Genomic DNA, 524 nt, shown 5'->3' on the forward strand with positions numbered 1-524 from the left:
TGACGTCCACGTGGACCAGTTCGCCGGGCCGGTGGCGTTCGTAGCGGCGGATGACCTGGCCGGTGGGCCGGTCCAGGTGGGCCAGGCGGTTCAGGCCGTGGCGGGCCAGGATGCGGTGCACGGTCGACGCGGGCAGACCGAGGATCGGTCCGAGGCGTGCGGGTCCGAGTTTGCGGCTCTGGCGCAGTCGGCAGACGCGGGCTTCGGTTGCGGCAGTGGTTCGGTGCGGTGTCGTGCGTGGACGGCTGCTGCGGTCGATGAGCCCGCTTTCGCCCTCGGACTGCCAGCGCCGGATCCACTTGTGGGCCGTGGGACGGGAGATGCCCATTTCCGCGGCGACGTGCGCGACGGGACGGCCGGAGCGGACCCGTTCGATCAGCAGTCGCCTGCCATGAACGGTCAGCCGGGCATTACGGTGGGACACGAAGACCTCCGTGCGGTGCAGTCCTAGACAGCTCCACCACACCGGAGGTCTTCGCCATGATCAAGCCCTGCCAGTGTCAACAACGCTCGTGATCAATACA

General features: G+C 68.5%; 1 protein-coding gene. It reads right to left on the minus strand.

The features are described 5' to 3' along the window. On the minus strand, positions 1 to 424 hold a 424-nt coding region (locus QC385_RS43850; protein ID WP_279546997.1), incomplete at its 3' end, for a helix-turn-helix domain-containing protein. Positions 425 to 524 lie beyond the last annotated feature (100 nt).

Origin of the sequence: Streptomyces sp. DH10 (genome assembly GCF_029813805.1) — a bacterium.
Taxonomy (GTDB): Bacteria; Actinomycetota; Actinomycetes; order Streptomycetales; family Streptomycetaceae; genus Streptomyces; species Streptomyces coeruleofuscus.